The organism is Mesorhizobium sp. A623 (assembly GCF_054489405.1).
This window is the reverse complement of record NZ_JBTMXB010000041.1, coordinates 22,130-31,423: the sequence shown is the minus strand read 5'-3', so window position 1 is coordinate 31,423 and position 9,294 is coordinate 22,130. Positions and strand designations below refer to the sequence as shown.

Sequence of the window (9,294 nt, the reverse complement as noted above, 5' to 3'; positions counted from 1 at the left end):
CAGCACCGTGACGAGCTTGGGCGTAAAAAGGTCTGCGAAACTTGGCTTGATCGATCGGGTGGCCATGACAATCCTTCCGTTTGCCACAATTTTGGGCGGGATCGTCGGCCGGGTCAGGTCGGCGCCGCGCTTGACGGCTTCAGGGCAACGTCATGAGGGGTTCTTGAGGCGAACGCCTCGCCCGCCACCTCCGCTGATTGCGTTCTCGCTGATCAGTTCGATGCCTGCTCGATCAAGCGCCTCGATAAGCTTGGTCAATGAGTCAATCACGCCGCGTACGTTGCCATCGCTGCTTTCCATGCGCTGGATGGTCGGCACCGACACACCGGCCAGTTCCGCGAGCTGACGCTGATCGATTCCCAAGAGCGCGCGGGCAGCACGCATTTGCGCAGCGGTGATCATTGGCGCTCCAATCCAAAGTGTCTATTGGATTGTATCAAATACCTATAGTGATGTCTAGAGCGTCAATCATGCTATCTGAGATCGTACTTGTCATCCCACTGGCTGTGAATATCCACTACCGGACGACCAGTACGGGAATGGTCGTATTCGCCAGCACCTCGGAGGTCTGACTCCCGAGAAGAACTTTCCGTATACCCCGCCGACTATGCGAGGACATCACAATGAGATCACAGCCTTTGAGCTTGGCGAATCTGACGATGGCCTCGGCAGGAGAAGCGTCGATTTCATGCACCAGATCTACCGCGACGTCATGCTCGGACCCGCGCTGTTCAATGAATGCAAACCGTTCCTTCATGATTGCATCGATCTGCTGGTCGTAACGAGAAACGGGATCATGGACACCGCCCAGACGGGCAGCCCTGAGCGCCGACGAGTTCATCCGGCGCTTCCTGCTGCACGTCCTGCCCGACGGCTTTCACCGCATCCGCCATTACGGTTACCTGGCTAATGGTCACCGTGCCGCCAAGCTCGCCCGGTGCCGTCTGCTGTTGCAAGCGCCTACGCCAAACCCGCCGCCCCCCGGCTGCCGACTATCGTGAGCTTTACCAACGGCTGACCGGCAAATCTCTCGATCGATGCCCGTGCTGCGGCGGGCGCATGGTCGAACTTGGCTCTGTTCCGCGCCGCTTCCGGCCGCAAGCTTCATGGGATACATCATGACTTCCATTGTCGCCGGCAAGTCGATCCTTGTTCCACCGCCGCCGTTTACCGCCGACGACGCTTCCGGTTGCGCCAAAGCTGCCGACCACGGCCTGATGGAGAGCGGCGTGACAGCTTGCCGGACGCCAAAATGCGACGGCTTCGATCACAACTCCCAATCCACCTGTCCTCAACTGGCCGCAAGCCCTTTCCGATCATCGCCCAGGCGCGGCCAATATCCCCCGCTCCGGGTGCCGGCAGCGCACAAACCCCATAGGCCACGTCCGCGATCCGCAGCTTCGTTCAATCAGGCTTCTGTTCAATCCCGCATGCAGTGCGAGGCAAGCCGTTGCCGTCAATCCTGCGGGATCAAACAGAACCCTCATTCATTCCGATGGAGCCGGCCAGCGATTCCGATTAATCACCGGCCACCCATTCCGATTTCATTCCGGCCGGGCTTCCGATTTGAAGCCGGCCACCTTTAGACATCACCTGGGTCGTTGTTGAGGTTTGCTTCGAGTTTCGTTTCGGGTCAAGCCTGAGCCGTTTCCGGCATGGCGATGGCTCGTTGTTTTCGCATGCTCTCGCCGGCCAGTTCGATGCTATAGGTGTTGTGCACGAGGCGATCGAGGACGGCGTCAGCGATGGTAGGATTACCAAACATCAAAGGGTGCTGCCATTCTCGATGGGGTGGTATCCCATTTGACGACGATGCCGCTACACTGCTCATCTGATCTTGAACCGATCGGAGAAAGAGTGGAAAATGCCGCCGCGTGAGTGGTCCATGGCCAAAGCTCAGTTCGCCGTCATCTTCGGCTAGCACTTCATCAATGCAATGGCCGCATAATGTTCAATCGCTCGCCCGCACACGAAATTACTGACAGTCCCGTGTGCTGCTTTGAAGCCCGTGCCATGCGATGCGCATGGCAAGGTCGACGAGATCCTCTCGCGTCGTGCCTGGGTGGTCAAGCCACCACACGGCAACCGCGTGGAGGCCTTCCTTGAGAAACTCGGTCGCGGCTTGCACGCGTGCCGGAGTGCTTCCCGCCATAAAGGTGGCAAGCAGGACCGCTAGGCCCGCCGAGGCGCCGGCCTGCACCTCACACAAAAGCTTCGCGGCCACCGGGTCGCCGGATGGAACCGCCAACAATATCCGGGCGGCATCCGGCTCCATCTCAACGAACGCAAGGAATGCGTCCACGGCGTAGCGGAATTTTTGTTCGGGCGTCGCATCGCCTTCCACGCTCGACCTGCCCTTGGCGTTCAATTTATCGCGGATCGACTCGAGCACGTTTACAAACAGCGCCCGCTTTGAGGGGAAGTGAACGTAAAGTACCGGTTTTGTTATGCCAGCGCTGGCTGCGATATCGTCCATTTTCACGTTGTCGTAGCCGGCGGCCGCGAATGCACGCACTGCTCCGGCCAGGATTTTGATCCGCCGTTCCTCCACGGTCAACCGCTTGCGTACCCTTGACATCATAGGCGGCAACATCACCTACTTATGGGTAGGTAAGCAAGCACGAGGTGATATCATGCGCGTTTTCGTATCCGGCCTCATTGTGCGGCCATTTACACTGCGGGCCCTCATGGCGAGTTGTCGCTTGGCATTTAATTGTAAGAATGCGGCGGTTTGGTCGGGAGTGGGAAAAAGGTGGGGGTAAGAGCCTTCGGCTAAATCGAGGCCTTTTCCGGAAAGGGCACTTGGTGATGGGGGAATTGAGGATGAGGGTCTGGGTTGAGACCGTCGGTGCCGATGGCGTTCCGCAGCGTCGGGAGATTGCAATCGTCGACCGCAGTGTCGAGGGAGCGCGTCTTGACGAGTTCGGCCTCTCCCTGGAGGAAGGCAAGGCGGTACAGCGCCGTCTGCAGGAGGAGCTCACGCAGTTTCAGACGGATCAAGCCAGTCAGCAGGATCGGAAATGTCACGACTGTGGCCGCCTTCGCGGGGTTCATGACTATCGATCTCGTACGGTCCATTCGCTCTTCGGTATTTTGTCGCCTGCGCGTATCCCGGTTCCGCAGTTGTGCCTGCGGAAGGGCAAGATCGGGCATTGGAAGCATCGAGACCCTGTTGAAGAGCCGAGCAACGCCGGAATCGGAGCGCGTTCAGGCCGAACTCGGCTCCCGGCTATCGTTTCGATAAGCAGCCCGTGTGCTTGATCTCTTTGTACCGGCCGCGCGACCACACGATCATCGAACCGTCGTCGAGCGGCTCGCCACAGTCGCCGATCAGCTCGAAAAGTGGGATGCCGCCAGCCCCTATCGCATCGGCCGAACCAGCCGAACCGCCATCTCAGTTTTCATTGATGGCGCCTACATCTGCGGGCTCTGTCGCAAACTCGGAATTGAGGCACAGAAAGGCTTCCTGCTCAGTTTTTACGCGGCCAAGATTTCAAACTGTTCGACAAGTGACGGTGCGGGATTGTGCGCGTACCTCGCCTGTCGTTTCCGCATCATGTGGACCATTTCAATGCCGCACAGGATAGTTGCTGTGCAGGTGATCGATTTGAAGCCGAGCATGGACCGGATCCGGCGCTTGATTCGACGATGGTCCTGTTCAATCCGGTTATTGAGGTATTGGCTCTGCCGGATGCGGATCGGCTTCAATAGCCGTTGCGATTGGTCTCGAAGCCGGCTCTCGCCATCGCAGGCAATGATTGCTTCCCGGTTCGTCTGGCTACCGTCAATGACAATACGGTCTGGTCGGCCATGACGTGCCCGCGCCTTGCGAATGAAGCGTTTGGCAGCGATCAGATCCCGGTTCTCGCTGAAGAAGAACTCGACCGTGTCGCCCACGCTGTCGATGGCGCGGTAGAGATACATCCAGCGACCGCGTACCCGGACATAAGTTTCATCAACGTGCCACTTGACGGTGACCGGACGTTTTCTCCGGTTGAAGCGATCAAGCAGCAGCGGTGAAAAATGCACAACCCAGCGGTGGACGACCTGTGAAAAATCCTGTTTGGACCTGAAATATGCTATGGTTCTGGCAGTGTTTCCGGGGGGATTTGGGGATGAATCGCATCGATCCGAAAGCATCAGTGAATGTTGCCGCAGCATCTAACGGTCATATAACTCAATCGCGAAGCAGGCCAGTTCGACTGGTGCAAGCGGATCGTCGGCAGCTTTGTTGGGAGATGCTGGATGTTGAACGGCTGGTGGAAGAAGATCATCCTGCTCGGGCGATCTGGGAATTGGTTGGCCAACTTGATCTGTCTGCCTTTGCGGCAGGGATTGGCTCGCTTGAAGGTGTTGCCGGGCGACCCGCCTATGATCCGCGGCTTCTGGTGAGCTTATGGATTTACTCTTACAGCCGCGGTATCGGATCTGCCCGTGAGGTGGAGCGTCGCTGTGAACACGATCCGGGCTTTCGCTGGTTGGTGGGGCTCCTTGTCATCAATCACCATACCCTGTCCGACTTTCGCCTTGCCCATCGCGAAGCTCTTGATGAAATGTTCACCCAAGTACTCGCCGTGCTAAGCACAGAGGGTCTGATCTCTCTGCAGACCGTCATGCATGATGGTACGAAAATCACTGCGCAGGCGGGGCCAGGCTCTTTCAAGCAGGAAGCGCAGATCGTCAAGCATCTGGCCGCCGCACGAGATTATGTCGCTTCGATGGGAGATCCTCGTAACGGGGAAGCAACAGTCCGGCAGACCGCTGCACGCGAACGGGCTGGGCGCGAACGCATTGAACGGCTTGAACAGGCGCTTCTCCATGCCCAACAGATAAGTATGGCCAAGCGCCCCGGCTATGCGCGCGCCCGCCAGCGGCAGACCGGGGTTAGTTCAACAGATCCGGAAGCGCGGATCATGCGTCATGGCGATGGCCACTACGCCTTGAGTTATAACGTCCAGATATCGACGGGTGCAGCTCATGGCATTGCCGTGGGTCTGGATATTGGACAAACGGCCCCTGACTACGAATACCTTGCTCCGGCAATTGAGCAGATTGGAAAGCGCTTGGGTCAGTCGCCTGATCAGATGGTGGTGGACGCAGGTTATACCAGTCGGGCGAACATTCTGGCCGCGCATGAGAAAGACATTGAACTTGTTGGGCCATGGACTGAAACTGATGGCCGCGCCAAGCAACGGTTTGCGCGTGTTGGGGTAACGGACGCTTTCCTGCCCGACAAGTTCCAGTATGATACGGCGTCTAACAGCTACGTTTGTCCGGAAGGCAAGATACTCACCGCTCGCTATGGCCATGTGCGACCTGGAAGAAAGATGGTGCGTTATCTGGCCAGCCCGACCGATTGTCGGCCATGCCCCAGTCGCCGCCAATGTTGCTCAGGCAACCAGCGCTATGGGCGATCGATTGTCGTTACACACGAGGACCCTGTAGTGAGTGCGTTCCGCTCTCGGAAAAATTCGCCAGAGACAAAAGCGTTAATCCGCGAACGTGGGCGTGTCGCAGAGTTCGTCAATGCGTGGCTGAAAGATAAGCTGGGTCTGCGGCGCTTTCGTGTGCGCGGGTTGGCAAAGGCAGGAACGGAAGCCCTGTGGGCCCTGCTGGCCTACAATATCCGGCAATGGATCCGCCTGCGCTGGAAGCCAAGAATTACAGCGGCCACCGTCTGAGGACCAAGCCTGCAAGCACGACTAACCGCAGAAGTTGGCCCCAAAAGGCCCTCTTGCACATCGTAGTCATCGGTTTGCTCTCGCATCGCTGGAGCGGTGCAGCTTTGAACACTATCCGGTACCAAACCTAATAATTTCACAGGTCGTGGACCGTGGAGTGGTCGACGTGAATGCCGCGCTCGGCCATCATCTCTTCCAGATCACGCAGGCTGAGATTGTAAGCCAGATACCACCGTACGCACAGCAGGATTACCGATTGGTCGAAGTGACGGCCACTGAACATCGACGAGCTGGACGCTCCTATTAACCTCGCCATTTCTCCCAGATTGTGATTCCATCTTCACTTGATGGCGGTGGAGGCTTTTATGGGAACTGCACCTGGGTTCTTCGATGTGGATGACCGGCTTCGACGGTTGAGCGATCTTGGCGATCAGTTGGAAGCCTATGGCCGGGTTGTGGATTTCGAGGCGTTCCGGCCTGATCTTGGGAGGGCGCTTGCCTATACGAGCGGGCCGCACGGTGGCCGACCGCCCTACGACGCGGTCATGATGCTAAAGGTGCTGGTGATCCAGACAGCGAACAATCTGTCGGACGAGCGCACCGAGTTCCTGATCAACGACAGGTTGTCGTTCATGCGGTTTCTAGGTCTGGGTCTTTCCGACCGGGTTCCCGATGCACGCACGATCTGGCTGTTTCGGGAACGGCTGACGAAGGCCGGCGCGATCAGGACCTTGTTCGAGCGCTTCGACGCGATGCTGCGCGCCGCCGGCTACATCGCGATGTCAGGGCAGATCGTCGATTCCAGCCTTATCGCCGCGCCGAAGCAGAGGAACACGAAGGACGAAAAGGACGCCATCAAAGCCGGTTGCATCCCGCAGGATTGGCAGGGCAAGCCCGCAAAACTGCGCCAGAAGGACCGCGACGCGCGCTGGACGGTCAAGTTCACTAAGGCCAAACCGCAGGCGGACGGCACGATGCCGCCGGTCGATATCGCCATTCCTGCCTTTGGCTACCAGAACCATATCTCGATCGACGCCGAGCATGGCCTAATCCGCAAATGGCTGGCAACGGATGCCGCAGCCTACGAGGGAGCCCGGCTGCGCGAGGGTCTTCTCGACAGGACCAATACTTCCAGGAGCGTGTGGGCCGACACCGCTTACAGATCGAACGCCAACGAGGCCTTCATGGACAAGCAGGGCTTCATCAGCCGGGTTCATCGTAAGAAGCCGAAGGGCCGCCCGATGCCGGAGACGACCCGGCGCGCCAACAATCTGAAATCGAAGGTGCGCTCGCGTGTCGAACATGTCTTCGCCGAGCAGAAGAGCCGCATGGGTCTGTTCATCCGCACCATCGGCATCGAACGCGCCACGACCAAGATCGGCATGGCCAACATCCTCTACAACATGAAGCGCCTGATCTATCTGGACCGCATCGCCATCGCATGAGCTACGGCCCGAGAGGGCCAACACCGCTGCTCAACAGAGCAGAGACCAGTGCGCAAGCAAGCCCAGAAATCTCCGCCGGATGACTTGTTGTGAGCACCAGAATGGCCGTTAAGCCTCAGTCAGGACGTTGATCGAAGCGTCCAGCTCCCTGAAATGGAAGAACCTTCATGCTCCAAATAACGTTACCGTGCGGTTTGCGACAAAGCCCTTTGCGCTTCCAGTCAGCCGTTGCAACAAAACCCGCCATCATCCCCCTGCAGCAGTTCGCATACACGACAGGCAAGAACGCCTCCGACATCACGCTGGTAATCGACGCCATGGACTTGCTTCACAGCGGGCGGTTTGACGGCTTCTGCCTCGTTTCTGTCACGGATGGAGCGGGCCGCCGACAGTCTTGTGGCGTCGTTCAGCAGTGGTGTCACGAAAGATGAGGCAGGCCGTGTTAAGCGACCTGTCTTGAAAGTGCGCAGCGTGACCACAACTCAGAAAGCGCGCCAACGAGGTGATCTATGTCCGCGTCCGAATGAAGCGGGGATGGCGTGATCCTCAAACGCTCAGTTTTTCTCGGCACTGTCGGATAGTTGATCGGTTGAACATATATGCCGTAGCTGTCCAGTAGCAGGTCGCTGAGCCATTTGCACTTCGCCGCATCTCCCACTATGACGGGTACAATGTGACTGGCATTCGGTAGATGTGGGATACCGTTGGCGTTCAAGCGTGTACGAATCTGCGCCACCCTCTCCTGAAGCAGCTTTCGTTCGTAAGTGCTATGCTTCAAATGGCGGATTGAAGCGAGCGCCCCGGCCACAATGACGGGAGGAAGCGCTGTAGAAAAAATAAATCCTGAGGCGAACGAGCGGATATAATCGCATAATTGCGCCGAACCGGTGATATAGCCGCCCATAATGCCAAATGCTTTGCCGAGCGTGCCCTCGATGATCGTAATTCGGTCCATCAGACCGTCTCGTTCGGCAATGCCACCCCCCCGGGGACCATAGAGGCCCACGGCATGAACTTCGTCCAAATAGGTCATGGCACCATGCTTTTTAGCGACAGCGAGAATGTCTGCTATCGGGGCAATGTCGCCATCCATGGAATAAATGGACTCGAACGCGACGATCTTTGAACGATCGGAGCCATACTCAGACAGCAATCGATCAAGATCGCGCGGATCATTGTGTTTCCATATCCGCTTTTCGGCATTCGAATGTCGTATTCCTTCGATCATCGAGGCATGATTGCCTTCATCCGAAAAGAAAACTGCATTGGGAAGATTACTGCCCAATGTGCTGAGTGTCGTCCAGTTGGAGACGTATCCAGAGGTGAATAGGAGTGCAGCTTCTTTGCCGTGCAAATCGGCAAGTTCCTGCTCTAAAAGCACATGCGAGCGGCTGGTGCCTGAGATATTGCGGGTGCCTCCAGATCCGGCACCGTTTACCTGCAAAGCAGCTTGCATCGCGGAGAGCACAGATGGATGCTGCCCCATGCCAAGATAATCGTTGGAACACCAAACCGTTACCATACTCACGCGACCATTCAGATGACGTTTTGCATGTGGGAATCTGCCGGCCCTGCGCTCGATCTCGGCAAAAACGCGGTAGCGGCCCTCTGTGCGTAAGGCATCAAGTTTGTCTGCGAAAAATTGCTCGAAGTCCATTGTGTTTTTCTTGCTCGCTAGATGGTCGCATTGGCTGCCCGCCGTGTTTTCGAAATCTCACTCTGTCGAATGGCCGTCGATGAGCTCTGGAAATTGGAAGGCCAATAGACGCAGGTCGGAAATCTCTGACAGCCGGATTGACCATCCGCCGTCCAGCGCCAGTCCCCGGGCATCTCCCGTGCCGAAATCGGTCACGTAGTGGATGATCGAAACCACGTCATTTGTCTGGAGGTCACTTCTGAGCTTCACGAAAAAAGCCTTACCTTCAGCGGCTTGAGCTCTTGCATTCCGGCCGGTTGCCTCGGCTGGGTCCCCCGCCGGTCTCGACAATTGACGAACTTGCACTGACATTCATTTCTCACTGAGCGGCGCATCTGGAGCACTAGGGTAATTGGTTTATGCTGGCGTCCTCCTGAAGACGCCATGGAGCAGTTTGCAGCGAAATAAAGGCTCTTCACTCTTCGTAGGTATTCTTGCGCGGTCGTTGACGACCGCTAGGCCTTTGAGCTTC

At 57.3% G+C, this 9,294-nt stretch carries 6 protein-coding genes and 7 pseudogenes; 5 read left to right on the top strand and 8 right to left on the bottom strand.

The window, feature by feature from the left end:
* Window positions 1–150: 150 nt before the first annotated feature.
* Both ACX3P1_RS24500 and ACX3P1_RS24495 read right to left on the bottom strand, forming a co-directional pair.
* The gene (locus ACX3P1_RS24500) at window positions 151–402 is read right to left on the bottom strand and encodes a helix-turn-helix domain-containing protein (protein ID WP_459082177.1); all 252 of its coding nucleotides are present in this window, start codon (window positions 400–402) and stop codon (window positions 151–153) included.
* Between the two features lie 115 nt (window positions 403–517).
* Window positions 518–820 (bottom strand): annotated as a pseudogene (locus ACX3P1_RS24495) (universal stress protein); the annotation flags it as partial.
* A 1-nt stretch (window position 821) separates the two neighbouring features.
* Here ACX3P1_RS24495 and ACX3P1_RS24490 point away from each other — a divergent pair.
* Window positions 822–1,122, top strand: a pseudogene (locus ACX3P1_RS24490) (transposase); the annotation flags it as partial.
* 511 nt (window positions 1,123–1,633) lie between these two features.
* On the opposite strand, the pseudogene ACX3P1_RS24485 reads toward ACX3P1_RS24490, so the two are convergent.
* Window positions 1,634–1,759, bottom strand: a pseudogene (locus ACX3P1_RS24485) (ATP-binding protein); the annotation flags it as partial.
* A 216-nt stretch (window positions 1,760–1,975) separates the two neighbouring features.
* Window positions 1,976–2,551, bottom strand: coding sequence for a TetR/AcrR family transcriptional regulator (locus tag ACX3P1_RS24480; protein ID WP_459082179.1), 576 nt, complete (start codon window positions 2,549–2,551; stop codon window positions 1,976–1,978).
* Between the two features lie 257 nt (window positions 2,552–2,808).
* Here ACX3P1_RS24480 and ACX3P1_RS24475 point away from each other — a divergent pair.
* A pseudogene (locus ACX3P1_RS24475) lies at window positions 2,809–3,421 on the top strand (hypothetical protein); the annotation flags it as partial.
* Between the two features lie 56 nt (window positions 3,422–3,477).
* Here ACX3P1_RS24475 and ACX3P1_RS24470 read toward each other — a convergent pair.
* Window positions 3,478–4,044, bottom strand: a pseudogene (locus ACX3P1_RS24470) (IS6 family transposase); the annotation flags it as partial.
* Between the two features lie 71 nt (window positions 4,045–4,115).
* On the opposite strand from ACX3P1_RS24470, the gene ACX3P1_RS24465 reads away from it, so the two are divergent.
* A complete protein-coding gene (locus tag ACX3P1_RS24465; protein WP_459082176.1) occupies window positions 4,116–5,681 on the top strand; it encodes an IS1182 family transposase in 1,566 nt (521 codons plus the stop codon).
* 145 nt (window positions 5,682–5,826) lie between these two features.
* Here the strand turns inward: ACX3P1_RS24465 and ACX3P1_RS24460 are convergent.
* Window positions 5,827–5,964, bottom strand: a pseudogene (locus tag ACX3P1_RS24460) (IS6 family transposase); the annotation flags it as partial.
* A gap of 82 nt (window positions 5,965–6,046) precedes the next feature.
* On the opposite strand from ACX3P1_RS24460, the gene ACX3P1_RS24455 reads away from it, so the two are divergent.
* Both ACX3P1_RS24455 and ACX3P1_RS24450 read left to right on the top strand, forming a co-directional pair.
* Complete coding sequence (locus ACX3P1_RS24455; RefSeq protein ID WP_459082175.1) at window positions 6,047–7,126, top strand: IS5 family transposase; 1,080 nt, start codon at window positions 6,047–6,049, stop codon at window positions 7,124–7,126.
* Between the two features lie 227 nt (window positions 7,127–7,353).
* Window positions 7,354–7,491 (top strand): annotated as a pseudogene (locus ACX3P1_RS24450) (NYN domain-containing protein); the annotation flags it as partial.
* A gap of 77 nt (window positions 7,492–7,568) precedes the next feature.
* Here the strand turns inward: ACX3P1_RS24450 and hemA are convergent.
* Both hemA and ACX3P1_RS24440 read right to left on the bottom strand, forming a co-directional pair.
* Window positions 7,569–8,783 (bottom strand): 5-aminolevulinate synthase, encoded by a 1,215-nt coding sequence (hemA, locus tag ACX3P1_RS24445; protein WP_459082174.1) that lies wholly within the window; start codon window positions 8,781–8,783, stop codon window positions 7,569–7,571.
* Window positions 8,784–8,840: 57 nt separating this feature from the next.
* Complete coding sequence (locus ACX3P1_RS24440) at window positions 8,841–9,134, bottom strand: hypothetical protein (protein WP_459082173.1); 294 nt, start codon at window positions 9,132–9,134, stop codon at window positions 8,841–8,843.
* Window positions 9,135–9,294 lie beyond the last annotated feature (160 nt).

Bases quoted from the DNA above. Each gene is read 5' to 3' on its own strand.
- ACX3P1_RS24455 (WP_459082175.1), top strand. From the start codon at position 6,047: ATGGGAACTGCACCTGGGTTCTTCGATGTGGATGACCGGCTTCGACGG.
- hemA (WP_459082174.1), bottom strand. From the start codon at position 8,783: ATGGACTTCGAGCAATTTTTCGCAGACAAACTTGATGCCTTACGCACA.
- ACX3P1_RS24465 (WP_459082176.1), top strand. From the start codon at position 4,116: ATGAATCGCATCGATCCGAAAGCATCAGTGAATGTTGCCGCAGCATCT.
- ACX3P1_RS24440 (WP_459082173.1), bottom strand. From the start codon at position 9,134: ATGTCAGTGCAAGTTCGTCAATTGTCGAGACCGGCGGGGGACCCAGCC.
- ACX3P1_RS24500 (WP_459082177.1), bottom strand. From the start codon at position 402: ATGATCACCGCTGCGCAAATGCGTGCTGCCCGCGCGCTCTTGGGAATC.